This is a genomic window from Leifsonia sp. NPDC077715, from assembly GCF_040686855.1.
GTDB lineage: Bacteria > Actinomycetota > Actinomycetes > Actinomycetales > Microbacteriaceae > Leifsonia.
Genome location: NZ_JBFBOG010000001.1, coordinates 1087639 through 1111734 on the forward strand (window position 1 = coordinate 1087639; position 24096 = coordinate 1111734).

General features: G+C 70.3%; 23 protein-coding genes. 17 read left to right on the forward strand and 6 right to left on the reverse strand.

Features of this window, described 5'->3' with window-relative positions:
- The first annotated feature begins 29 nt into the window (after nucleotides 1-29).
- From purS to AB0P25_RS05375, 6 genes are all read left to right on the forward strand, one after another.
- Entirely contained in the window at nucleotides 30-290 is a 261-nt protein-coding gene (purS, locus tag AB0P25_RS05350; RefSeq protein WP_363805844.1) for a phosphoribosylformylglycinamidine synthase subunit PurS, read from the forward strand.
- Nucleotides 290-988 (forward strand): phosphoribosylformylglycinamidine synthase subunit PurQ, encoded by a 699-nt coding sequence (gene purQ, locus AB0P25_RS05355; RefSeq protein ID WP_363805845.1) that lies wholly within the window; start codon nucleotides 290-292, stop codon nucleotides 986-988. The genes purS and purQ overlap by 1 nt, the downstream gene beginning before the upstream one ends.
- Before the next feature lie 43 nt (nucleotides 989-1031).
- Nucleotides 1032-1616, forward strand: coding sequence for an RNA polymerase sigma factor (locus AB0P25_RS05360; protein ID WP_363805846.1), 585 nt, complete (start codon nucleotides 1032-1034; stop codon nucleotides 1614-1616).
- A complete protein-coding gene (locus tag AB0P25_RS05365; protein WP_363805847.1) occupies nucleotides 1613-2209 on the forward strand; it encodes a hypothetical protein in 597 nt (198 codons plus the stop codon). Before AB0P25_RS05360 ends, AB0P25_RS05365 begins: the two co-directional genes overlap by 4 nt.
- Nucleotides 2210-2274: 65 nt before the next feature.
- Nucleotides 2275-4593 carry a phosphoribosylformylglycinamidine synthase subunit PurL gene (gene purL, locus AB0P25_RS05370; protein WP_363805848.1) on the forward strand — a complete coding sequence of 773 codons (2319 nt, stop codon included), beginning with the start codon at nucleotides 2275-2277 and terminating at the stop codon, nucleotides 4591-4593.
- A gap of 89 nt (nucleotides 4594-4682) precedes the next feature.
- Nucleotides 4683-5711 (forward strand): alpha/beta hydrolase, encoded by a 1029-nt coding sequence (locus AB0P25_RS05375; RefSeq protein WP_363805849.1) that lies wholly within the window; start codon nucleotides 4683-4685, stop codon nucleotides 5709-5711.
- Nucleotide 5712: 1 nt separating this feature from the next.
- On the opposite strand, the gene AB0P25_RS05380 is transcribed toward AB0P25_RS05375, so the two are convergent.
- Together AB0P25_RS05380 and AB0P25_RS05385 are read right to left on the reverse strand one after the other, a co-directional pair.
- Complete coding sequence (locus AB0P25_RS05380) at nucleotides 5713-5913, reverse strand: hypothetical protein (protein ID WP_363805850.1); 201 nt, start codon at nucleotides 5911-5913, stop codon at nucleotides 5713-5715.
- Between the two features lie 112 nt (nucleotides 5914-6025).
- Complete coding sequence (locus tag AB0P25_RS05385; RefSeq protein WP_363805851.1) at nucleotides 6026-6943, reverse strand: DMT family transporter; 918 nt, start codon at nucleotides 6941-6943, stop codon at nucleotides 6026-6028.
- Between the two features lie 145 nt (nucleotides 6944-7088).
- Here AB0P25_RS05385 and AB0P25_RS05390 point away from each other — a divergent pair, with 145 nt between their 5' ends.
- From AB0P25_RS05390 to AB0P25_RS05420, 7 genes are all read left to right on the forward strand, one after another.
- On the forward strand, nucleotides 7089-8276 hold the full coding sequence (locus tag AB0P25_RS05390) for an LLM class flavin-dependent oxidoreductase (protein ID WP_363805852.1): 1188 nt from the start codon (nucleotides 7089-7091) through the stop codon (nucleotides 8274-8276).
- Nucleotides 8277-8317: 41 nt separating this feature from the next.
- Nucleotides 8318-9007, forward strand: a complete 690-nt coding sequence (locus AB0P25_RS05395) for a CE1759 family FMN reductase (protein WP_363805853.1) — start codon at nucleotides 8318-8320, stop codon at nucleotides 9005-9007.
- 116 nt (nucleotides 9008-9123) lie between these two features.
- The gene (locus AB0P25_RS05400; protein ID WP_363806243.1) at nucleotides 9124-10602 is read left to right on the forward strand and encodes a glycosyltransferase; all 1479 of its coding nucleotides are present in this window, start codon (nucleotides 9124-9126) and stop codon (nucleotides 10600-10602) included.
- Between the two features lie 101 nt (nucleotides 10603-10703).
- Complete coding sequence (locus AB0P25_RS05405; RefSeq protein ID WP_363805854.1) at nucleotides 10704-11405, forward strand: ABC transporter ATP-binding protein; 702 nt, start codon at nucleotides 10704-10706, stop codon at nucleotides 11403-11405.
- The gene (locus tag AB0P25_RS05410; protein ID WP_363805856.1) at nucleotides 11402-12727 is read left to right on the forward strand and encodes an FtsX-like permease family protein; all 1326 of its coding nucleotides are present in this window, start codon (nucleotides 11402-11404) and stop codon (nucleotides 12725-12727) included. The genes AB0P25_RS05405 and AB0P25_RS05410 overlap by 4 nt, the downstream gene beginning before the upstream one ends.
- Nucleotides 12728-12744: 17 nt before the next feature.
- Entirely contained in the window at nucleotides 12745-13059 is a 315-nt protein-coding gene (locus AB0P25_RS05415; RefSeq protein ID WP_363805857.1) for a chorismate mutase, read from the forward strand.
- Between the two features lie 3 nt (nucleotides 13060-13062).
- Complete coding sequence (locus AB0P25_RS05420) at nucleotides 13063-13980, forward strand: SDR family NAD(P)-dependent oxidoreductase (RefSeq protein WP_363805858.1); 918 nt, start codon at nucleotides 13063-13065, stop codon at nucleotides 13978-13980.
- Nucleotides 13981-13985: 5 nt separating this feature from the next.
- Here AB0P25_RS05420 and AB0P25_RS05425 read toward each other — a convergent pair whose 3' ends face one another.
- Genes AB0P25_RS05425 through AB0P25_RS05435 form a run of 3 tightly spaced genes read right to left on the reverse strand, consistent with a single transcriptional unit; the run spans nucleotide 13986 to nucleotide 16545 of the window.
- On the reverse strand, nucleotides 13986-14276 hold the full coding sequence (locus AB0P25_RS05425) for a hypothetical protein (RefSeq protein WP_363805860.1): 291 nt from the start codon (nucleotides 14274-14276) through the stop codon (nucleotides 13986-13988).
- A gap of 20 nt (nucleotides 14277-14296) precedes the next feature.
- Nucleotides 14297-15652, reverse strand: a complete 1356-nt coding sequence (locus tag AB0P25_RS05430; protein ID WP_363805861.1) for an APC family permease — start codon at nucleotides 15650-15652, stop codon at nucleotides 14297-14299.
- On the reverse strand, nucleotides 15649-16545 hold the full coding sequence (locus AB0P25_RS05435) for a carbon-nitrogen hydrolase family protein (RefSeq protein ID WP_363805862.1): 897 nt from the start codon (nucleotides 16543-16545) through the stop codon (nucleotides 15649-15651). Before AB0P25_RS05435 ends, AB0P25_RS05430 begins: the two co-directional genes overlap by 4 nt.
- A 116-nt stretch (nucleotides 16546-16661) precedes the next feature.
- Here AB0P25_RS05435 and AB0P25_RS05440 point away from each other — a divergent pair, with 116 nt between their 5' ends.
- From AB0P25_RS05440 to AB0P25_RS05450, 3 genes are all read left to right on the forward strand, one after another.
- Nucleotides 16662-17255 carry a TetR/AcrR family transcriptional regulator gene (locus AB0P25_RS05440; RefSeq protein WP_363805864.1) on the forward strand — a complete coding sequence of 198 codons (594 nt, stop codon included), beginning with the start codon at nucleotides 16662-16664 and terminating at the stop codon, nucleotides 17253-17255.
- Nucleotides 17256-17299: 44 nt separating this feature from the next.
- Entirely contained in the window at nucleotides 17300-18583 is a 1284-nt protein-coding gene (locus AB0P25_RS05445) for a GNAT family N-acetyltransferase (RefSeq protein ID WP_363805865.1), read from the forward strand.
- Nucleotides 18584-18825: 242 nt separating this feature from the next.
- Complete coding sequence (locus AB0P25_RS05450) at nucleotides 18826-19908, forward strand: Fic family protein (RefSeq protein ID WP_363805866.1); 1083 nt, start codon at nucleotides 18826-18828, stop codon at nucleotides 19906-19908.
- A 9-nt stretch (nucleotides 19909-19917) separates the two neighbouring features.
- Here the strand turns inward: AB0P25_RS05450 and AB0P25_RS05455 are convergent, their stop codons facing one another.
- On the reverse strand, nucleotides 19918-21204 hold the full coding sequence (locus AB0P25_RS05455; RefSeq protein WP_363806245.1) for an adenylosuccinate synthase: 1287 nt from the start codon (nucleotides 21202-21204) through the stop codon (nucleotides 19918-19920).
- A 134-nt stretch (nucleotides 21205-21338) separates the two neighbouring features.
- Between AB0P25_RS05455 and AB0P25_RS05460 the strand changes: the two genes are divergently transcribed.
- Complete coding sequence (locus AB0P25_RS05460; RefSeq protein WP_363805867.1) at nucleotides 21339-24077, forward strand: MMPL family transporter; 2739 nt, start codon at nucleotides 21339-21341, stop codon at nucleotides 24075-24077.
- Nucleotides 24078-24096 lie beyond the last annotated feature (19 nt).

Genomic DNA, 24096 nt, shown 5'->3' on the forward strand with positions numbered 1-24096 from the left:
CTTGTCGCCCGAGTGAGCGGAGTATCCCCGTGCCGACCATCGTCGTCGAAGTAATGCCGAAAGCCGAGCTGCTCGACCCGCAGGGCAAGGCGGTCGCCGGAGCCCTGGCCCGCACCGGTCGCGGCGTCGTCAGCGGAGTCCGCGTCGGCAAGCGCTTCGAGCTGACCGTCGACGGTCCGATCGACGACGAGGTCCGCGCGACGGTCCAGGAGATCGCGGGCGAGATCCTGTCGAACTCCGTGATCGAAGACGTGGTGGGCATCCACTACCCCGCCGAGGTCGACGCCTGATGCGCATCGGCGTCATCACCTTCCCCGGCTCGCTCGACGACCGCGACGCCCTGCGCGCTGTGCGCCTCGCCGGCGCCGAGCCGGTCGCCCTCTGGCACGGCGAGCACGACCTCCAGGGCGTCGACGCCCTCGTGCTCCCCGGTGGGTTCTCGTACGGCGACTACCTCCGCTGCGGGGCCATCGCGTCCCTCTCGCCGATCATGACCGAGGTCGTGGACGCGGCGCACTCCGGGATGCCCGTGCTGGGCATCTGCAACGGCTTCCAGATGCTCGCGGAGGCGCACCTCGTCTCCGGCGGCCTGATCCGGAACGACCACGGCAACTTCATCCGCCGGGACCAGCACCTGACCGTCGAGAACGCCTCCACCCCCTGGACCAGCGGCTTCGAGCAGGGCCAGGAGATCGTCATCCCGCTCAAGAACGGCGAGGGCGGCTTCATCGCCTCGGCCGAGGAGCTGAACCGCCTCGAGGGCGAGGGGATGGTCGTCTTCCGTTACAAGGGCGTCAACCCGAACGGCTCGCTGAACGATATCGCGGGCGTCCGCAACGAGCGCGGCAACGTGGTCGGCCTCATGCCGCACCCCGAGCACGCGGTCGAGCCGGGCTTCGGCCCGGACACCCGCGACGCGATGCGCTCGGGCACCGACGGACTCACCTTCTTCACCTCGGTCATCCGCTCGGCGCTCGTCGAGGCGTAACCAGCTCGGGAACCGCACCCCTCGCCGCGGACACTTCATAGTTGTGAGGGGAATCCGACTCGACGAGCCGTCCGTGCTCGAACGCGTGCGCGACGGCGACGCCGATGCCTTCGGCGACCTGTTCGACCTGCACCACGACCGTGTCTTCCGGCAGGCGCTTCGGATGACCGCGTCCCTGCATGATGCCGAGGACGTGACAGCGGTCGTCTTCCTGGAGGCGTGGCGACGCCGGGACACCATGCGGGAGGTGAACGGGTCCGTCATCGCCTGGCTTCTGGTCATGACGAACTTCGTCTTCCGGAACTACGCCCGGGCGTCCCGCCGCTACCGGGAGGGACTGCAGCAGCTGCCGCCGCCCGAGAACGCGCCGGACCACGCGGATGCGGTGGACGACCGGATCGACCGTGACTCCCGGCGCGCCGCGATGCGCTCGACTCTCGCGCAGTTGCCGAAGCGCGACCAGGACATCCTCACCCTCTGCGTGCTGGAGGAGCTGAGCACGGCCGACGCCGCGGCCGCACTTGGCGTCGCGCCGGGCACGGTGAAGTCCCGCCTCTCGCGGGCGAAGGCACGGCTCACGGAACTGCTGCAGAACGACCCCGCGATGGCGAACGGAGGAGTGCGATGAACGACGAGCCGACCTTCGACCCGCGCCGCAAGGCGGCGATCCGGGACCTCGTGGTGACGAACGCGGCGGCCCACCCCGGGCGCGCGGGCGGGCGCAAGCGCACCGCCCTCGTCGCCACCCTCGTCGTGCTCGCGCTGACGATCTCCGGCGGTTCGGTCGCCTATGCGCTGGGGACGGGGTTGCTCGACCCGACGCCGGTGGCGGCGCCGAGCCCGACGCCGACACCCACCGTCACGGAGACTGCGACTTCCACGCCGACGACCACCGGCACAGCGGTCGTCGCCGGGGAATCGGAAGCAGTGGAGGCATGCACACTGCTCAACCAACTGTTCATGAGCTCCGGCTCGTCTGAGCAGGAGACCAGAGAGATCGCCCGGAGCCTGGGTGCTCAGGCTGCTGCAGCGGCTGATGCCGCACGTTCGGCGGATCCACGTTGGTGGGACGTAGCCAACCGTGTGGACACCGCGCAGGCGTCGTTGATCTCGTACTTGGAGGACAACACTCCCGCCGGGGTAACTGCTCTCGAGACAGCAGCCATGGACGCCCGAGAGGCGTGCGCACCGCTCGGGGTGACAGTGACTCTCCACGAATAGAGTCCCGCGCATCCCGGTAGACTGGACCACATCCCCGCCAGCCCCGCCCAGCCTGGAGTGCCCGCGTGACCGACACCGCCACCGCCCACGTCGTCGACACCGTCGCGAACGCGATCGAGACCCCGGAGCGGGAGCAGCCCTTCGCGGCGCTCGGGCTCAAGGAGGACGAGTACGCGCGCATCCGCGAGATCCTCGGCCGCCGCCCCACCAGCGGCGAGCTGGCGATGTACTCGGTGATGTGGTCGGAGCACTGCTCCTACAAGTCGTCGAAGATCTACCTGCGCCAGTTCGGCCAGAAGGTCAGCCCGGCGATGAAGAAGAACCTCATGGTCGGCATGGGCGAGAACGCGGGCGTCGTCGACGTCGGTGAGGGCTGGGCGGTCACCTTCAAGGTGGAGTCGCACAACCATCCCTCCTACATCGAGCCCTTCCAGGGCGCCGCGACCGGCGTCGGCGGCATCGTGCGCGACATCATCTCCATGGGTGCGCGCCCCGTCGCGGTCATGGACCAGCTGCGTTTCGGCGCCATCGACAACCCGGACACCGCCCGCGTCGTGCACGGCGTCGTCTCCGGCATCTCGTTCTACGGCAACTGCCTGGGCCTGCCGAACATCGGCGGCGAGACGTACTTCGACCCGGTGTACCAGGGCAACCCGCTGGTGAACGCCCTCTCGGTCGGCGTGCTCCGCCACGAAGACCTCCACCTGGCCAACGCGTCCGGCGAAGGCAACAAGGTGGTCCTGTTCGGTGCCCGCACCGGCGGCGACGGGATCGGCGGGGCGAGCATCCTCGCTTCCGACACGTTCTCCGCGGGCGGCCCGACCAAGCGCCCCGCCGTCCAGGTGGGCGACCCGTTCGCCGAGAAGGTGCTCATCGAGTGCTGCCTGGAGCTGTTCCGCGACAAGCTCGTCGAGGGCATCCAGGACCTCGGCGCCGCCGGCATCTCGTGCGCGACCAGCGAGCTGGCCTCGAACGGCGACGGCGGGATGTTCATCGAGCTCGACAAGGTGCTGCTGCGCGACCCGAGCCTCACGGCTGAGGAGATCCTCATGTCGGAGAGCCAGGAGCGCATGATGGCGGTCGTCAAGCCGGAGCTGCTGGACGCGTTCCTCGCCGTCACCGCGAAGTGGGACGTCGAGACCAGCGTGCTCGGCGAGGTCACCGAGACCGGCCGCCTCGTCATCAACTGGAAGGGCGAGGAGATCGTCAACGTCGACCCGCGCACGGTCGCGGTCGACGGTCCGGTGTACGAGCGTCCCGTCGCCTACCCGACGTGGATCGACGCCCTCCAGGACGACTCGGCCTCCGTGCTCGCCCGCCCGACGACCGGCGACGAGCTGCGCGAGCAGACGCTCGCCCTCCTCGGCTCCGCGAACCTCGCCGACAAGGGCTGGGTCACCGACCAGTACGACTACTTCGTCGGCGGCAACACGGCACTCGCCTTCCCGGACGACGCGGGCATGATCCGCGTCGACGAGGAGTCCGGCCTCGGCTTCGCCATCGCGACCGACGCCAACGGCCGCTACTGCCAGCTCGACCCGAAGCAGGGCGCCAAGCTCGCCCTCGCGGAGGCGTACCGCAACGTCGCCGCCTCCGGCGCGGTGCCGGTCGCGGTCACCGACTGCCTCAACTTCGGCAGCCCCGAGAACCCCGAGGTCATGTGGCAGTTCTCGCAGGCCGTCGAGGGCCTGTCGGACGCCTGCCTCGAGCTCGAGATCCCGGTCACCGGCGGCAACGTCTCCTTCTACAACCAGACCGGCGACACCCCGATCTTCCCGACCCCGGTCGTCGGCGTGCTCGGCGTGATCGACGACGTCGCGCGTCGCATCCCGAGCGGCTGGCAGGACGAGGGCGAGAACATCTACCTGCTCGGCACCACCCGCGAGGAGCTGGACGGCTCCGCCTGGGCGGGCACCATCCACGGCCACCTCGGCGGACGCCCGCCGGCGGTCGACCTGGACGCCGAGCGTTCGCTCGCCGAGGCCCTGCACGCCGCGGCGCAGGAAGGTCTCGTCTCGTCCGCGCACGACCTCGCCGACGGCGGCCTCGCCCAGGCGCTGGCCGAGTCGGTCATGCGTTTCGGCGTCGGCGCGCGCGTCTGGCTCACCGAGATCCAGGAGCGTGACGGCGTGGATGCGGCGACCGCCCTGTTCTCGGAGTCGACCGCTCGCGTCATCGTGACGGTCCCGCGTGAGGACGACGTGAAGTTCCGCGGCCTCTGCGAGGGGCGCGGCATCCCGGCCCTCCGGATCGGCGTCACCGACGCCGAGGTGGGCGCGCAGCCGGTCCTCGAGGTGCAGGACCAGTTCACCATCGGGCTGGAGGAGCTTCGCGGCGTTCACCGCTCCACGCTCCCCGAGCACTTCGGGCCGACGGTCGCCTGACGGAGCCCCCGAGCATACGAAGAACGCTCCCGATCCTCGCGATCGGGAGCGTTTTTCGTGTGCTCGGCGGCATTCGCTACGGTGGGCTCATGCGTGCCCGGTGGGTCCTCGGTTCCCTCGTCGTCGGTGTGGGAGGTCTCGCGCTCGGCGCGGTCGCGGCGGTACGGGCCACGCCGTGGCCGTCCGCTCTCCTCATCCGGCGAGTGTTCACCAAGGGCGCCCGCGAGACGGTCGCCGAGATGCTGCCGTTCGTGCCGGGCGGCGTGACCGCCTGCACCGGGGTGCCCGCCGGCCGGGAAGCGAGCGGTCTCACGTTCGACGTCTTCCGGCCGTCCGACGCGGAGGGTCCGCTCCCCACGGTCGTCTGGGTGCACGGCGGAGCGTGGCTGTCCGGGTCGAGCTGGGATGTGGAGCCGTACCTCCGCATCCTCGCCGCCGAGGGTTTCACCACCGTCGGGCTGAACTACACCCTCGCGCCGGAGGCCGCCTACCCGACTGCGATCCGGCAACTCAATGACACGCTCGGGCATCTGGTCGCTCACGCCGAGGAGTACGGGATCGACCCCTCGCGCATCGTCCTGGCCGGCGACTCCGCGGGCGCCCAGCTGGCGAGTCAGCTCGCGGTGCTCGGGACGAACCCCGCGTACGCCCGCGCCGTCGGCATCGCGCCGGCCGTGCGGCGCGAGCAGCTGGCCGGTGTCATCCTCAATTGCGGCGTCTACGACCTGGATGCGCTGTCCGATCTCACCGGGCTGCTCGGCTGGGGCTTCAAGACGGCGATGTGGGCGTACGCCGGAACGAAGGACTGGTCGGACAGTCCTGCCGGTCGAACCATGTCCACGCTCCGTCACATCACCGCAGACTTTCCGCCGACCTACGTCTCCGGTGGGAACGGCGACGGGCTCACGGCGTCACAGTCGGTGCCGCTGGCTGCGGCGCTGCGTGCTGCCGGCGTGGAGGTGACGGAGCTCTTCTGGCCTGCCCATCACGAACCAGCGCTGCCGCACGAATACCAGTTCCACTTGCGCTTCCCCGAGGCGCGGGAAGCACTCAGCACCACGTTCGCCTTCCTGCGCGCGCGGACCGGTCAGACCGACAGCGCGAACGACGTCGCCTGAGTCAGGCCGCTACGGCCTCGCCGTCGCTCGCGTCATCCACGTGACGCTTCAGCATCCGGGATCGGAGTGCGAGCAGACCGCCGATGACGACTGACGCCGCCGCGATCGAGTACGCCACCCAGGCGAGCGTGGACCCGGTGCTCGCAAGGACTGTCGTGCCGGTGGCTCCGATCCCGACGAGGATTCCCCCGCTGTTGTACATTCCGACTCCTGTTTCGCCTCTCGGGAAGGCGCCGCGACGTTCTCGCAGCACCGAGGACTCCATCTCGTGGAGGAGTTGCCTCACTACAAAAGACGGGACTCGGCGCCTGTCCTTACGCGATGTCCGGGCTTTTATGCGTTTCCACAGGTTGGCGCGTCAGGACGCGCACCCGCTGCTGCGTCAGCAGGATGCCGGCGAGCACGACGACCGCTCCGACCGGCTCGTTCCAGGTCAGGTGCTCCCCCAGCACCAGGATCCCGAGCGCGACGCCGACCACCGGCGTGACGTACGTCACGCCCGACGTCAGCGTCGGTCCCCACGCGCGCAGCACGTTCATGTTCCAGATGTAGACGACGCCGGTCCCGAGAGCGCCGAGCGCCAGGAGTGACAGCAGAACCGGCCAGCTGAAGTCGATCGGATGCCAGGCCACGACGGGGGTGAGCAGCACCATGATGACGGCGGCCAGCCCGATGTTGAGGAACGCGCTCGTGGTGGACGACACGTTGCGCGGGCTGATGAAGCGGCGGATGTAGCCGAAGCTGAAGCCGTAGCAGGTGACCGCGCCGAGGCAGGCGAGCTGACCCCACAGGCTGCCGGCGAGCGCATCCACCGCCCACGGGCCGACGACGATCACGACGCCGACGATGCCGACGAGGACGCCGAGCACCTGGTCGCGGTTCAGCTTCTCGACCCGGAACGCCGCGGTCGCCAGGATGGCCGTCGTGATCGGGGTGACCGCGTTGTAGATGCTGGCCAGGCTCGACGAGACGTACTGCTCGGCCCAGGCGAACAGAAGGAACGGAATGACGCAGTACGTGACAGCGACCACCGCGAAGTGCACCCAGACGATCGGCTCGCGCGGGAGGCGGGCGCGCGTCGCGAGCGCGATGACGCCCAGCGTGACGGCACCGAACACCAGGCGCGCCCACGCCACCTGTCCAAAGCTCACGCCCTCCAGTGCGACCTTCATGAACAGGAAGCTGGCGCCCCACACGAGCCCCATCGCGACGAACTGCAGAGCGACTTTCACGTTTCGACGTTAGCGGGCGCTGCGGGCCCTTCGCGCGCGAGAATCGGACAGGGATGCACCACATCCGGCCATCGGGAATAGATCCGCGCGCGTCACGTTGTATGCATTTGCATAGAAACGGCGAGACAAACAAGAGGAGCCAGACATGCAGTACGGAATCTTCTCCGTCAGCGACATCACACGCGACCCGGTGTCCGGTGTGACGCCGAGCGAGGCGGAGCGCATCGACGCGATCGTGAAGATCGCCACCCACGCGGAGGAGGTCGGGCTGGATGTCTTCGCCGTCGGCGAGCACCACAACCCACCGTTCTTCTCGTCGTCCCCGACGACCCTTCTCTCCCACATCGCCGCCCTCACCAAGACCCTGACGGTGACGACCTCCACCACGCTGATCACCACGAACGACCCGGTGCGCATCGCCGAGGAGTACGCGATGCTGCAGCACCTGTCGAAGGGCCGCATGGACCTGATGATCGGCCGCGGCAACACCGGTCCGGTGTATCCGTGGTTCGGGCAGGACATCCGCCAGAGCCTCCCGCTCGCCCTCGAGAACTACAACCTGCTCCACCGCCTGTGGCATGAGGACGTCGTGGACTGGGAGGGACGCTTCCGCACGCCGCTGCAGGGCTTCACCTCGACGCCGCGCCCGCTAGACGACGTTCCGCCGTTCGTCTGGCACGGCAGCATCCGCACCCCGGAGATCGCCGAGCAGGCCGCCTTCTACGGCAACGGCTTCTTCGCGAACAACATCTTCTGGCCCAAGGAGCACTACGCGCGCCTCATCGCGTTCTACCGCGAGCGGTTCGAGCACTACGGCCACGGCACCGCGAAGCAGGCGATCGTCGGCCTCGGCGGCCAGGCGTTCGTCGCGAAGAACTCGCAGGACGCGAAGGACCAGTTCCGTCCCTACTTCAACGAGGCCCCCGTCTACGGCAACGGCCCGACGATGGAGGAGTTCGAGGAGGCCACCCCGCTCACCGTGGGCAGCCCGCAGGAGATCATCGACAAGACCCTGACCTTCCGCGAGTGGGCCGGCGACTACCAGCGCCAGCTGTTCCTCGTCGACCACGCCGGACTCCCGCTGAAGACCGTGCTCGAGCAGCTGGACCTGCTCGGCGAGCACGTCATCCCGGTGCTGCGCAAGGAGACCGAGGCCCGCAAGGACCCGGAGACCCCCGAGGCCCCGACCCACGCGTCGCTCGTGAAGGCCAAGTACGGCGACGAGGCCCCGCGTCAGCCGCGCCCGAACGCGAACCGCGGCGACAACGTCACCGGCGCGTCCCCCTACCAGGACACCGAGGAGCAGTTCCAGGCCAGCTACCCGGCGCTCTGAGCGACCAGGCACGCGAACCGACGAACGAGAGAAGGAAGATCATGACCGACACCTCGCAGCGACCGTTCCGGGTCGTGGTGGTGAACGCGGGCGTCAGCGACCCGTCATCCACCAAGATGCTCGCCGACCGGCTCGCCCTGCGCGTCGAGGCGAACGCCCAGCGCGACGGACGCACGGTCGAGACGCTCAACCTCGACCTGCGCGAGCTGCTGCCCGAGCTGGGCGCGGCCCTCGCGTCCGGCCACCTGGGCCCGAAGTTCACCAAGGCGGTCGAGGCCCTGAAGTCGGCGGACGGCATCATCGCGACGGCGCCGGTCTACAAGGCCGGCCCGAGCGGGCTGTTCACGTCCTTCTTCCAGGTGCTCGACAACGACCTGCTCATCGCGAAGCCCGTCGTCCTCGGCGCGACCGCCGGCACCGCCCGGCACGCGCTGGTCGTCGACGGCGAAATGCGGTCGCTGTTCGCCTTCCTCCGCACGATGACGGCGCCGACCTCGGTGTTCGCGTCGACGGAGGACTGGCAGGACTCGTCCCTCACCAAGCGCATCGATCGTGCGGCGCGCGAGCTGGTCGTGCTGATGGAGTCCGAGGTCGAGGCGAAGATCACCGACACCTCCTGGGACAGCTACCAGCACGAGTTCGGCTCCGCGGGCGGTAACGCCCTCGGCATCGACCTGGAGTCGGACCTCATGCGCCTCGCCACCGGCGGGAGCCTTCCCGGCCGGCGATAGCAGCGGACAGCCTTCCGTCCGCGAACGGGCCCCGGCCAATGCTGGGGCCCGTTGCCGTTCCCGCGCGGTAGTCTGCAGGGTAGAACAGGGAGGTCTCGGGGTTGGACGTTCTGAGCGTGCTGCACTGGATCGGCGTGATCGTGTGCCTGATCCTGGCGCTGTCCGGGCTCATCCCGGTCATCGCCGCCGCCGCGACGTTCGTCGTGATCCCCTTCCACGCGTGGATCAACCACTACAAGAAGGCGGCGCCGTACCTCCCCCGCGTCGCCATCGTCGTCCCGGCCTGGAACGAGGGGGCGGTGATCGGCGCCTCGATCGACCGGCTGATGAAGCTGGACTACCCGCTCGAGGCGCTGCGCATCTACGTCGTCGACGACGCCAGCACCGACGACACCCCGGATGTCGTTCGCGGCCGCGCGGAGCAGTATCCCGGCAACGTGTACCTGCTGCGGCGGGAGCAGGGCGGCCAGGGCAAGGCGCACACCCTCAACCACGGCATCGAACGCATCCTCCAGGACGACTGGATGGAAGCGCTCCTCATCATGGACGCCGACGTCATCTACCTGCCGGACTCGCTCCGCCGCATGACGCGACACCTCGCCGACCCCGACGTCGGCGCCGTCTCGGCGTACATCCGCGAGGGCAGCAGCGAGCGCAACTACCTCACCAAGTTCGTCGGAGTCGAGTACGTGCTCTCGCAGCCGGCCGCCCGCCGCGCGCAGAACGTGCTCGGCGCGCAGGCCTGCCTGGCCGGCGGCGCGCAGCTGCACACGCGCGAGAACCTGCTCGCGATCGGCGGCCGCATCGACACCTCCTCGCTCGCCGAGGACACCATCACCACCTTCGAAACGCAGCTGCTGGGCAAGAAAGTCGTCTTCGAGCCGCACGCGCACGTCCTCGCGGAGGAGCCGAACCGCGTCGACGCGCTGTGGAAGCAGCGGCTCCGCTGGGCCCGCGGCAACGTGACCGTGACGGCCCGCTACTCCAAGGTCTGGTTCCGTCCGTCGCGGAGGCACCACCTGGGCGGGATCAGCTTCGGCATCGTCTGGTTCAGCCTGTGGCTGCTGCCGCTCATCATGATCACCTCGGCGATCGGTCTCGCGGGGCTGCTGTTCCTGCAGGACGAGCTGGCGACCAACGTCTTCCGCGTGCTGTGGATCTCTGCAGCGCTCGCCTACCTGTTCGTCCTGATACTCGGCTCGCAGACCGACGGCTCCACCACCAAGCACACGCTCGGCCATGTGATCCTCTTCCCCGGCATCATCAACATGCTGGTCATGGTCACGGCCCTGTTCCCGCCGGTGATGCTGGTCTGGCTTCCGGGCCTCTTCGGCTGGACGCTGTCCGGTCCGACGCTGTTCGTGCTGACGCTGGCGATCTACATCTGGATCCCGTTCTCCATGGTCGTGGCCTGGCTCGCCCGCCGCGCAGAGCGCACCCGGGCCGGCCGTTGGCTGGCCCCCGCGCTGATCTACCTCGCGGGCTACGGCTCGCTGCTCTGCGCGATCACCTTCGACTCGTACCTGAAGGAGCTGGCCGGCACCGAGGCGAAGTGGGACAAGACGGAGAAGGTGGGTCGCGTCGCGACGAGCTGACGTGTCATACCGCGGGACCACATCCTGCGGATGACCCGCCAGCCCCAGGATGCCCCTCCTGGCCGACGCACCCGCGCGCGGCGCCCGGGCACGCTGGGAGCATGACCTCGTCACCAGTACCGGCCCTTACGGCCTCCGGCCTCAGCAAGTCCTACGGCTCCTCACTCGCGCTCGCGGGCGTCGACTTCCGCGTCGACCCCGGCGACTCGGTCGCGATCATGGGCGCGTCCGGCTCGGGCAAGACGACCCTGCTCCACTGCCTCGCGGGCATCGTCGCGCCGGATTCCGGCACGGTCGTGCTCACGACGGTGAGCGGTCCGGTCGATGTCACGCGGCTGGGCGAAGCCGGTCGGTCGCGACTGCGGCGGGAGGAGTTCGGGTTCGTGTTCCAGCAGGGCCTGCTGCTTCCCGAGCTGACCGCGGTCGAGAACGTCGCGCTCCCGCTCCTGCTAACCGGCACCGACCGCCGGGCGGCCGAGCAGTCGGCGGCGATGTGGCTGGCCGCGCTCGGGCTCGCCGGATTCGAGTCACGCCGGATCGGGGAACTGTCCGGCGGCCAGGCGCAGCGCGTCGCCATCGCGCGTGCGCAGACGACCGGCGCGTCGGTGGTGTTCGCCGACGAGCCGACGGGGGCGCTCGACTCGACGACCTCGGCGGAGGTGATGGGGGCGCTCATCCAGTCCACCACCGGGCGCGGGCGCTCGCTGGTGGTCGTCACGCACGACGAGACCGTCGCCGCCCGCTGCTCGCGGGTCGTCCGGCTCGCCGACGGCCGCATCGTCGACGAGGTGACGAGCCGATGACGACGCTCCGCCTCGCGTGGCTGTTCGCCCGCCGCAGCGCCTCTGCCCGCTCGACGATCGTCCTCCCCGTCGTCGCGTTCGCGGTGGTGACCGCCCTGCTGCTCATCGTGGCGGGAGGCGCGCAGGCGTTCTTCTCATGGACGGACGACGAGGCCGGCATCTACCAGATGCTCGCCGTCGTCGCGCTGTCTCTGCTGGTCGTTCCGCTGGTCGCGCTCGGCGGCTCCGCGGCACGTCTGTCCGCCCGGCGACGGGACGACCGCCTCTCCAGCCTGCGGCTGCTCGGGGCGACGCCGCGGCTGGTCCGCACGCTGACGGTCATCGAGTCGACGATGCTCGCAGTGGCGGGCGCGGTCGCCGGCGTCGTCCTCGCCCTGCTCGCCGCACCGCTGATCGGGCTCATCCCGTTCCGCGGGAGGCCGCTCGGGTTCTCGGCACTGCTCGGACCGGGGTGGATGGCGCTGACCGTCCTCGGCGTCGCCCTCCTTGCGGCCATCAGCGCTGTCATCGGCCTGCGCGGGGTGGTGCTGTCACCGCTCGGGATCCGGACGCGACAGCAGGCGCCGCGCATCCACTGGCTGCGGGCGGTGCTCACGGTCGCCGTGATCGGCGTGGTCGTGCTGCTGGTCTCGGCGCTGCAGGTCGTGGCGCTCAGCGCGACGGTGCTGCTCCTCGTTCTCGCTGTCGCGTTCGGAGGCAGCATCGCGGTGCTGAACCTCATCGGGCCGTGGGTGCTGAAGCGGATGGCCGCATCCCAGGTCCGCCGGGCACGGAACGCGCGCCGCCTGCTCGCGGCGCGCAGCATCCTGGAGTCGCCGAAGGCAGCCTGGCGGCAGGTCTCGGGCGTCGCGATGACCAGCTTCATGGCGGTGTTCGCCGGGGTCGGCGTCGCGTTGATGGAGAGTGCGGGCGGTGGCGAGGGCGACCCGCTGCTCGCCGACATCCGGACCGGCGTGATCATCACCGTCGCCGCGTCCTTCCTCATGGTCGCCTGCTCGGCCGGCGTGAACCAGGCGGCGGCGGTGCTCGACCGCCGCGACCTCTATGTCAGCCTCGACCGGATCGGGATGCCCGTCTCGGAGATGAACGCGGCGCGCAGCCGGGCGGTGCTGTCGCCGCTGCGCATCACGACGGTCGGCTCGGCGGCCACCGCCGCCGTGGTCCTGCTGCCGCTCACCGGCGCGAGCCTGCTGCTGCAGCCGCTGACGCTCGTGGTCGTCGCGGCCTGTCTCGCGGGCGGGGTCCTCCTGGTCTGGGCGTCGTTGCTGGCGACCCGGCCGGTGCTCGACCGGGTGCTCGCCGAGCCGTCGCCCAGCCTCTGACCCAGTAGGGTCGATGCATGCCCCAGAACAGCGACGTGGAAGCTGCGCTCGAGCAGCTGCACAGCATCCGTCAGAGCATCGACAACATCGACGCCGCGGTCATCCACATGCTCGCGGAGCGGTTCAAGTTCACGCAGCAGGTGGGCGCGCTGAAGGCCGAGCACGGGCTGCCGCCGGCCGATCCCGAGCGTGAGAAGCAGCAGATCCAGCGCCTTCGGGCGCTCGCGGAGGAGAGCCACCTCGACCCGGCGTTCGCGGAGAAGTTCCTGACGTTCATCGTCGCGGAGGTCATCCACCACCACGAGCGCATCGCCGTCGAGAACGGCAAGTAGCCGGTGGGGTGGGACGCGACGGCCCTGCCGGAGGCGCGGGGCCGGACGGTCGTGGTCACGGGAGCGAACGCGGGGGTCGGGTACTTCACGGCCGAACAGCTCGCCGGGGCCGGTGCGAACGTGGTGCTCGGCTGCCGTGACCCGGAACGCGCCGAGGCGGCGGTCTCGGCCATCCGCCGGCGTGTGCCGCGCGCGAGCGTCGAGGCACTGCCACTGGATGTGACCGACCGGCGCTCGATCGACGCGGCCGCCGACTCCCTCCTGGCCCGGGGCGGGGTGGATGCGCTGGTGCTCAACGCCGGCATCGTGCACCCGCCGCGGTCGCGCCGGACCGACGCGTACGGCAACGAGCTGGTGCTCTCGACGAACGTGCTCGGGCATTTCCGCCTCGTGGCGCGGGCGCTCCCCGCGGTCGCTGACGGCGGCCGCATCGTGACGCTCGGATCCCTTGCGAGCCGTCTCGGCCGGCTGCGCCTGGAGGACCTGCAGCTCGAACACGGCTACACCTCCTGGCGCGCGTACTCGGGGTCGAAGATCGCGGCGCAGGTGTTCGGGTTCGAGCTCGACCGGCGGCTGCGCGCGGCGGGGTCGTCCGTGGAGAGCATCGTCGTGCATCCCGGCTACTCGACGTCGGGGCGCACGCCCGGCATCCGGGGCGTCAACCAGCCGTCACGGCTCAAGCGCTTCGCGGACAACCTGCAGGCGGCGTGGACGCAGGGAAAGGACGACGGCGCGCACGTCCCGGTGCGGGCGGTGCTCGACCCGACCCTCACCGGCGGCGACCACCTCGGCCCCGCCCTGTGGACGAAGGGCGCGCCCGTCCACGCCCCCGCGACACGGTCGTCCCGCTCCCCGCGTCAAGGCGCCCGTCTTTGGCCCCTCCTCGAGGCCGCCTCGGGCCAGCCCTTCCCGCTCCCGTAGCCCCGCTAGGCGACGACGATGGAGAGGAGGCGGTGGGAGGCGGGGACGGCGGCGCGCAGGGCGTCGCGGGCGGCCGCGTAGTCCGGGCCCTCCGCCTCGATCTCGGCGACCGCGGTCTCGCGGATGATCGCCTTCGCGATCACGCGGCCGCCGCGCGGCATCGCGTTGTGCACCTGCAGCAGCTCGAAGCCCTCCGGGACCTGCTCCTCGATCAGCGCCCGCGCCGACTCGGCGTCGTCCGCCTCCGCCGTCAGCTCCCGCGTCTCGCTGCTCTGGACCAGACCCAACACCTTCATGTCGTCCACGCTAGTCGACGTCAGGCCTCGACCGGCGCCGCCTCCTCCTCGGTGCGCTCGTCGACGTGCATCTCCGGCGGCGTCCGGCGGAACCCGCGGGTCAGCACCGCCAGGTACACGACGCCGATCACGAGCCACCCGATCCCGAGCCAGAGCGCGATCGGGCCGAGCTGGGTCAGGAGGTAGAGGTCCACCGCCGCGCCCACCGCGGGAAGCACCACGAACTTCGCGACCGAGAGCCGGTCGCCCCTGCGGCGGTTCCGGGCGAAGTGGACGATGACGCAGACGTTCACCATCGTGAAGGTGAGGAACGCGCCGAAGTTGATGAACGACGTCGCCGTGTCGAGCGACAGCCCGAGGCCGAACATCGCCACGACGCCGATCAGGACGAGGTTGAGCAGCGGTGTGTTGAACCGAGCGTTGAGGCGGCCGAAGAAGCCGCGCGGGAGCACGCCGTCGCGTCCCATCACGAACATCAGCCGGCTCGTGCTGGCCTGGATCGCCATCGCCGACGCGAAGCCGCCCACGATGACGACGAGGTTGACGATGTTGGCGAAGACCGGGCCGCCGACCAGCACCGACATCGCGTAGGACGCGGTCGAGGGGTCCTTGAACTCCCCGCCCGGATGCACGAGCTGCATGACGTACGAGACGACGACGAAGATCAGGCCGCCGATGATGACCGCCAGGAAGATGCCCCGCGGGATGTTGCGCTCCGGATCCCGCGTCTCCTCGCTGAGGGTGCTGATCGCGTCGAAGCCCAGGAACGAGTACGCGGCGATCGCGGCGCCGCCCGAGACGGCCGCGATGGTGGTCGTGTCGTTCCACAGCGGCGCGGTCAGCGACGCCGGGTGGTTCCCGACGAGGTGGCCGATGCAGAGCACCACGAACGCGGCGATGCCGAGGCCGGTCAGGGTCATCAGCGTGCGGTTGACCCGGTCGGCGAGCACGATGCCGAGGCCGTTCACGATGGTAGTGACGACGATGTTGATCACCAGCCACACCCACACCGGCACCGCCGGGAACTGCGCGTTGAGGTACACCGACTGGATCAGCCACGCCACCATCGGCAGGAAGAAGTAGTCGAGCAGGATCGCCCATCCCACCAGGAAGCCGACGTGCGGGTTGATGGTGCGGCGCGCATACGTGTACGCCGAGCCGGCGGCCGGGAAGATCCGGGCCATCTTGCCGTAGCTGAGGGCGGTCAGGGACATGGCGGCCGCCGCGATGATGTACGCGGTCGGCGAGGTGCCGTTGCTGGCGCCGGCGATCACGCCGAAGGTCAGCATCACGATGGCCGGCGACATATACGCGACGCCGAAGAGCACGATGGACGAGAGCGACAGCTTGGCCGTCAGGCGGGTGGGCGCACTCATGCGGACACCTCCGCGGCGGTCGCGTCGGTCGCCGGGGCCCAGCGGCCGGAGGAGATCCGGCCGTCGTAGAGCGGCAGCTCGAGGCTCGACTGCTCGCCCTCGTACTGCATCCACGGCCGGGTCACTCCGCCGCTGCCGAAGCGTCGGACGGCGGCGACCTCGTCGAGGTCGATGACGTCGGTCAGCACCGCGGTCTCCGAGCTCTCCGACTCGACGCGGACGCGGCCCTGCGGGTCGGCGAGGAGGCTGCGGCCGAGGCCGTTCGGTGCGGCCGCATTGACGCTGGCGACGAAGACCTGGTTCACGATGGCGTTCGCCTTCGCGATGGTGACCTCCTGAGCGCGGTCGGAGGTCGGGGTCTGGACGAGGTTCAGGATGAGCTCCGCGCCCATCCACGCCAGGTGACGGCTGGATTCGGGGAACCACGCGTCGTAGCAGATCGAGAGACCGACGCGGCCGAAGCCGGTCATGTCGAACACGACGAACTCGCTGCCCGCGGCGACGGTCTCGTACGGACGCCACGGGAAGACCTTGCGGTAGGACGCGACGCGGCGTCCCTCCGGCGAGTACGCGACGGCGGTGTTGTAGATGCGTCCGTCCTCGCCGCGCTCGTAGACGCTGCCGGGGACGAGCCAGCGGCCGAGGTCGCCGGCGAGCTCCGCCAGGGCTCGGTCGCGCGGCCCGTCGAGCGGCTGCGCAAGCGCCTCGATGCGCTCGGCCGTCTCGTCCGGGCTCGCCTCGCTGAGGCCGGTGAGGTGGAGTTCGGGATGCACGAACAGGTGCGTGTCGCGGTGGATGCGGGTGAGCTGTTCGAGCTGCGCCGCGAAGGCGCCGATGTCGTCGGAGGGGGCCGTCGGCGCTTGCACCAGGGCCAGGGAGAGCGGGCGGGTCATCGTCAACCGTGTTCCGTCGGGGTCGCCGCGCGACCGTGCGAGTTAATTAAACGCAATTTATATAAAGAACCCGGAGTCGTGTCAAACGGCGGAGTGCGATGTGCGACCATCGAGGTATGGCACGACCCCGGGAGCAGACGAAGCGGCGCGAGGAGCTCATCGCCGCCGCCTCCAGCGCCATGCTGCTCCACGGCTCCAACGGCCTCCGCCTCGCGGACATCGCCAAGGAGGCCGGGCTCACCTCGGCGTCGGTGCTGTACTACTACCCCGACGTGCGCGAGCTCTACACCGCCGTCTTCGCGCAGGGCAGCGACGAGTACTGCCGGCACCGCGAGGAGCGCGTGGAGGCCGCGGCCACGCCGGAGGCGAAGCTCGCCGAGTGCATCGCGTCGGGCATCCCGTGGCCAGGCCGCGCGGAGGAGACCAGCCGCATCCTGTACGAGCTCACGCCGATCGTGCTGCGCAACCCGGTGGCCGCCGCCGAGAACGCCGCGCTCATCCAGCGCCAGGTCGCCCTCTACGAGCGCGTGCTGTTGGAGTGCGCCGAGTCGGGCCGTTTCCGTCTGCTGCAGCCGGCGGACGTGCTCGCCCGCAGCTTCATCGCGCTCGAGGACGGTTACGGCGTGGATGTGCTCACCGGCGACCTCGCGCCCGAGACCGAGCAGCAGTGGCTGATGGACTACGCGCGGATCATGGTGGCCGCGGTCTGACCGCGACCCTGTCCCGCCCGGCGGCCTCCCGATACGGTGAGGGGATGGACTTCCGCACCGCCCCCCTCGACGACACGTCCGCCCAGGCCCTCGCCGCGACCGGCCTCCGCTACGCGCTGGTGGACGCCGCCGACGCCGACGCCCTCGACGGCTGGACGCGCGCCGACTTCCGCGGCTTCCACGGCCGTCGCCCGTCGCCCGAGCAGCTGGCGGGAGCGCGGGAGAACTTCGCGCCGCGGCGCAACACCGGCGTCTACGACGACGCCGGCGCGACCACCGACCCGGTCGGCACCGTCAACACCTGGCCCGCTCCTCTCACGGTGCCGGGCGGCGCGCGGGTGGACTCCTGGGCGATCAGCTCCGTCACGGTCGCGCCGACCCACCGGCGCCGGGGGATCGCGACGGCCCTGCTCGGCGGCGAGCTCCGGACGGCGCACGCGCTGGGACTGCCGCTGGCCATCCTCACCGTCTCCGAGTCGGTCATCTACGGCCGGTGGGGCTTCGGGCCGGCGACCTGGGCGACGGCCTGGTCGGTCGACACCAAGCGCGTGCGCTGGTCGGGAGGCGACACTCCCGGCCGACTGTCGTTCACCGAGCCGGAGGACTACGAGGAGACGGGTGCGCAGGTGCTCGACCGCGTCATGGCCGACCGGCCGGGCGAGATCGGCCTGGAGCCGTATCTCGCGAAGCGCCTGGTCGGCCCGCTGAAGGGCGACCCGGAGGCGGACAAGGCGCGACTGGTCCGCTACGACTCCGCCGACGGCGAGCCGGAGGGTTTCGTCTCGTACTCGCTCAAGGGCGGGGACGAGGACTTCACCCGCCACACCGTGGAGGTGCGCTACCTGGCTGCCGCGACCCCGGAGGCGCTGCGCGCCCTGTGGCGCTTCCTGCTGGAGCTCGACCTCGTCGCCGAGGTGAAGGTGTGGACGCGCGGTGTCGACGAACCGCTGCAGGCCCTGGTGAACGACGTCCGCGGCGCTCGCGTCACCGACCTGGAGGATCACCTGTGGGTGCGCATCCTCAACGTCCCGGCTGCGCTTCAGGCACGGACCTACGAGCGCGACGGCTCGCTGGTGCTGGAGGTGGCGGACGAGCTGGGCTTCGCGGCGGGGCGGTACCGATTGACGGTGCAGGATGGCCGCGCGACCGTTTCGGCGACCGACGACCCGGCGGACGTCACGCTGCCGGTGACCGCGCTCGGGAGCGCGTACCTGGGCCACGACGTCGTGCGAGGGCTCGCACTGGCCGGACGCATCCAGGGCTACGCGGACGCGCTGGACCGGCTCTTCCGCACGGCGGTGCCGCCGCGGCTCAGCACCTGGTTCTGATCTCCGCAGCCCGGAATAGCGGCATATCTGTTCCGGGTTTTGGACGGTAAGTCGGAATAACGCGTCATTATTCCGGGTTGTTGCGACATAATCGGATTATGGATGCGCTATTCCGGGAAGCTACGGCCTCCAGTCTCGACTGGCACCCGCACGGGTCGGAGGTCGTGCCATGGCGCAACCGCAGCGGGCGGGGATCACGCGAAGACCGAACGCTCACATCCATCTCGGCGACCATCCCACCGTTGATCGCGGAGCGCAGCCTGTCCAGCGACCCCGTCGACCAGGTTGCGCAGGAGAACGCTCAGCGCTCGCTCGCCGAGCTCGACGCGGATGCACGACCGGGCGCACGGGCGATCTCGACGTTCCTCATCCGCACCGAGTCGATCGCCTCCTCGAAGATCGAGCACATCGAGGCGACGACCGAGGATTTCGCGCGCGCCCTCGCGGGTGGCCGTGCCAACGCCAGCGCCACCTCCATGGTGTCGGCCTCTCGCGCTGTCATGGCGATGATCGAGGACGCTGGGTCCACGGGCACCATCACTCTCGACTCCCTTCTTTCCGCTCATCGCACGCTGATGGCGGACGATCCCTCGGAGGGCGCGTACGCCGGACGGCTGAGAGACGTGCAGAACTGGATCGGCGGCAGCGACTTCTCCCCTCTCGGCGCCGTCCACATCCCACCGGCTCCGCAGCGCGTCAGCCCGCTCATGGACGACCTCCTCGCTTTTTCCAACCGTGACGACGTGCCCGTGGTCGTGCAGGCGGCGATCGCGCACGCCCAGTTCGAGTCCATCCACCCCTTCACGGATGGCAACGGCAGGATCGGGCGCGCGCTGATCGGTGCGATCTATCGGCGCCGAGGGCTCACGAGCGTCACCACGCCGCCTGTCGCCTCGGCTCTGGCCGCCGATCAGCGCGGCTATTTCGAGCTGCTCGACCGCTACCGCGGCGGGGATCCGGCACCGATCGTGCGCGCCGTCGCGAAGGCGACGCACGTCGCGGCCGATGAGGCTCTGGTCTCCGTGAAGGCCATCCAGGATCTCCCCGCCGAGTGGTCCGAGCAGCTGAGCCCACGCGCGGGGAGTGCTCTGGAGGCACTGCTCGACGGGCTCCTCGAGAACCCGGTCTTCGACGCGGAGTCGGCTGAAGACAGGATCCGGAGATCCACCTCGGCGACCTACGACGCTCTCGACCGCCTCGAGGCCGCGGGCATCATCCACTCCATCAGCAATCGGAAGCGCAACCGCGTCTGGGCCGTGACGAGCATCATCGACGAGTTGAGCGCGCTGGACCGCCGCATCGCCGCGCGCGCGACGACCTCCTGAGATCTGGCCTCAGTCGATCAGGTCGTGGCGCACCACGATCTGGTCGCGGGCCGGGCCCACGCCGATCGCGGAGATGCGGGCGCCGGACAGGCGCTCCAGGGCGAGGACGTAGTCCTGCGCGTTCTTCGGCAGGTCTTCGAAGGTGCGGGCGCCGGAGATGTCCTCGGTCCAGCCGGGGAACTCCTCGTAGATCGGCTTCGCGTGGTGGAAGTCGCTCTGCGAGGCGGGGACCTCGTCGTGGCGGACGCCGTCGACGTCGTATGCGACCGCGACCGGGATGCGCTCGATGCCGGTCAGCGTGTCCAGCTTGGTGAGCACGAAGTCGGTGACGCCGTTGATGCGCGCGGTGTAGCGGGCGACCGGGGCGTCGTACCAGCCGGTGCGACGCGGGCGGCCGGTGGTGGTGCCGAACTCGAAGCCGCGCTCGCGCAGGAACTCGCCCCACTCGTCGAACAGCTCGGTCGGGAACGGGCCGGCGCCGACGCGGGTCGTGTACGCCTTGACGATGCCGATGACGCGGTCGATGCGGTTCGGGCCGATGCCCGAGCCGGTCGCGGCGCCGCCGGCGGTGGAGTTGGAGGAGGTGACGAACGGGTAGGTCCCGTGGTCCACGTCGAGCATGGTCGCCTGGCCGCCCTCGAAGAGCACGTACTTGCCCTCCTCCAGCGCCTGGTTGAGCAGCAGGGAGCTGTCGACGACCATCGGCCGCAGGCGCTCGGCGTACTCGAGCAGCTGCTCGACGACCTCGTCGACCGTGATCGCGCGGCGGTTGTAGACCTTCACCAGGAGGTGGTTCTTCTGGTCGAGGGCGCCCTCGACCTTCTGGCGCAGGATGTTCTCGTCGAAGAGGTCCTGGATGCGGATGCCGACGCGGTTGATCTTGTCGGCGTAGGTCGGGCCGATGCCGCGGCCGGTGGTGCCGATCTGGCGCTTGCCGAGGAAGCGCTCGGTGACCTTGTCGATGGTGCGGTGGTACGAGGTGATCACGTGCGCGTTCGAGGACACCTTGAGGCGCGATACGTCGACGCCGCGGGCGATGAGCGCGTCCAGCTCCTCGAACAGCACCTCGATGTCGACGACCACGCCGTTCGCGATCACGGGGACGACGCCCTCGGTCAGGATGCCGGACGGCAGCAGGTGCAGGGCGTACTTCTCGTCGCCGATGACGACCGTGTGACCCGCGTTGTTGCCGCCGTTGAACTTGACGACGTAGTCGATGCGGCTCCCCAGGACGTCGGTCGCCTTGCCTTTGCCTTCGTCGCCCCACTGGGCGCCGATGATCACGATCGCGGGCACGTGGATGTCCTCTCCATGGATGGAACGCGTCGGCGCCACGCGGACGACCGTCGCACTCGATCCTATCGCGAGCGGTCTTTCGGCCCCGTATCGAGCATTGTCGGACTGCTGAGGATGGCTCTACATTGGGCGCGATGTCGTCCCTCCTGTACTCGCTGGGCCGCTTCGCCTTCCGGGCGCGCCGGCGGGTCCTGGCGGTCTGGCTGGGCGCGCTCGTGCTGCTGTTCGCGGCGGCCGGGCTCCTCAGCCAGGGCACCGACAACACGTTCACGATCCCGGGCACCGAGTCGCAGCAGGCTCTGGATGCGCTGGCGCGCACGTTCCCGCAGGTCAGCGGGGCGTCGGCGCAGCTGATCGCGGTGGCTCCGAAGGGCGCGAGCGTGCGCGACCCGGCGTTCCAGTCGGCGGTCGAGAAGACCGTCGGCGAGCTCGCGAAGGTCCCGCAGGTCACCTCGGCGAGCGACCCGTACCAGGGCCCGTCGACGGGGAACGTCAGCGCGGACGACTCCGCCGCACTGGTGCCCATCCAGCTGTCCGTCGGAACGGTGGAGGTGTCGCAGAGCACGAGGGATGCGCTGCAGCGGTCGGGCGCCGACCTCGAGAAGGCGCTGTCTTCCGGGTCGCAGGTGGCCGTCGGCGGTCAGGTGTTCTCGTCGAGCGTCGCGGGCATCAGCGTCACCGAGCTCCTGGGCCTGGCGGTCGCGTTCGTGGTCCTCATCCTGACCTTCGTCTCGGTGGTGGCGGCCGCGATGCCGCTGATCAACGCGCTGCTCGGCGCCGGGCTGTCGCTCGCCCTGATCTTCGCCGCGACGAAGTGGCTGACCATCGCCTCCACCACTCCCCTGCTCGCGCTCATGCTCGGGCTGGCGGTCGGGATCGACTACGCGCTGTTCATCATCTCCCGGCACCAGGAGCAGGTGAAGAAGGGGATCGCGCCGGAGGAGTCCGCCGCGCGCGCCGTCGCGACCGCGGGGTCCGCGGTGGTGTTCGCGGCGGTGACCGTGATCATCGCCCTGCTCGGGCTGGCGGTCGCGGGCATCCCGTTCCTGACGACGATGGGCGTTGCGGCCGCGCTCGCGGTCGCGATCGCGGTGCTGGTGTCGACCACACTGACGCCGGCGCTGCTAGGGTTCGCCGGGATGCACGTGGTTGCGAAGCGGTTCCGGCCGGGGGCCGAGAAGCCGCAGGAGAAGGACGCCGCCCATACCGACGCGCCGCCGCGCAGACCCAAGCGCCCTCGCCGTCCCCGCTCCGAGCATCCCGTCGCCCACGGCTGGGTGAACGCCGTCACGCGCATCCCGGTCCTCACGATCGTGGTGGTCGTCGGCCTGCTCGGCGCGCTCGCGCTGCCCGCGATCTCGCTGCGCCTGGCGCTTCCGGATTCGGGATCGCTCGACGAGACCGAGCCCGCCCGCATCACCTACGACCTCATCGCGGAGCACTTCGGTCCCGGATACAACGGCCCGCTCATCGTCACCGGCTCGGTGATCGGCAGCAGCGATCCCGTGACGCTGATGGACGACCTCGGGGACGAGCTGCGCACCGTGCCGGGCGTCGCGGCCGTTCCGCTCTCCACGCCCAACCCCACGGGCGACACCGGCATAGCGCAGGTCGTTCCCACCGGCGCACCCGACTCGGTGGAGACGCAGATGCTGGTGGCGACCCTCCGCTCGATGCACGACCACTTCGAGAGCGAGTACGGCATCGACCTCGCGGTGACCGGGTACACCGCCGCGGGCATCGACATCTCGGCCCGGCTCGGGGATGCGCTGCTGCCGTTCGCGATCCTGGTCGTCGGGCTGTCGCTGATCCTGCTGGCGATGGTGTTCCGCTCGATCGTGGTGCCCGTGACCGCTGCGCTCGGCTATCTGCTCAGCATCGGCGCGGCCTTCGGCGTCACGAGCCTGGTGTTCATGAGCGGCTTCCTCGCCGGGCCGCTGCACGTCGCCCACCTGGGCTCGGTGATCAGCTTCATGCCGATCATCCTCATGGGCGTGCTCTTCGGACTCGCCATGGACTACGAGGTGTTCCTGGCCAGCCGGATGCGCGAGCAGTACGTGCGCGGGGACGCGCCGAAGGATGCGGTGCGCAACGGCTTCGTCGGCTCGGCCCGCGTGGTGACGGCCGCGGCGATCATCATGTTCGCCGTGTTCGCGGCGTTCATCCCGGAGGGAGATGCCTCCATCCAGCCGATCGCGCTCGGGCTGGCGGTGGGTGTCGCCATCGACGCGTTCGTGGTGCGGATGACTCTCATCCCCGCGGTGCTCGTGCTGTTCGGGCGGGCGGCCTGGTGGATCCCGCGCTGGCTCGACCGCCTGCTGCCGCGCTTCGACATCGAGGGCGAGGGGCTGCAGGCCGAGCTGGATGCGGCGGCCTGGCCGGTGCGGGACGAGCCGTACGCGGTCGCGGCGGCGGGGCTGCAGGCGGGGGCGTCCGGGCCGGTGGACCTGATGCTGCTCCCCGGTGAGGTGCGGGTGGTGGCCGATCCGGGCCACACCGCCCTGGCGCTCGGGCTGACCGGGCGGGGGCCTGTCGCGGCGGGGCGGCTGAAGGTCGCCGGTCTGCTTCTCCCCACCCGGCGCGCCTCTGTGCGAGCGCGCACCGGGCTCGTGCTCGTCGACCGCACCGAAAACGCCGTCGCGGCCGTGCACGCCGCGCGCACCGGACATCCCGCGCTGCTGGTGATCGACGGCGCGGCCGCGGTGGTCGGCGACGAGCGCGCCCGGCTCGCGGACGCCGTACGTCAGGCCGCGGCCGACGGGATCGCGGTCGTGCTGACCGATCGGGACGCGGCGGCCGTCGCGGATCTGCGGCCGGCGGCGGGCGACGCCGTATCGGTGCGCGAGGCGCCGCCGCTCGCCGCATCCACCTGAGGATCCGTTCCCCGAACCG